Annotated in this window: 1 pseudogene; it reads right to left on the reverse strand. The window is 43.6% G+C overall.

The window, feature by feature from the left end:
* Positions 1–342 (reverse strand): annotated as a pseudogene (locus A3757_RS26270) (ABC transporter ATP-binding protein); the annotation flags it as partial.

A 342-nucleotide genomic window follows, 5' to 3' on the forward strand; every position in this document is an offset into this window, starting at 1 on the left:
GTTCAAACCATTCCATCTCGGATTCTTCTAAACCGACTTTATGTGTTGCCTGCTCATCCATCAATTCTTTCAACTTGGCTTTATTTTCAGCTTGATAAATCTCTGGGGCAGCGAGTTTCTCTTCGAGCTCAGCTAAAGCTTCTTGGTGCTTCTCCATCGCCTTTTCTGCGGTTTTGAGCTTTTTCTTCAGTGGGCTCAATTTCTGACGAAGCTCCGCAGCGATACGCTTGCGTTCCTTTTTATCTTCCGCTGATTCATTTTGCTTGTCTGCACTGTCTGTCTCTACAGTTTCAGTTTTACTCGACTCTTTATGGAAGTCTTGCAACCAAACTTCGTAATCGT

This window comes from Oleiphilus sp. HI0117 (genome assembly GCF_001635235.1).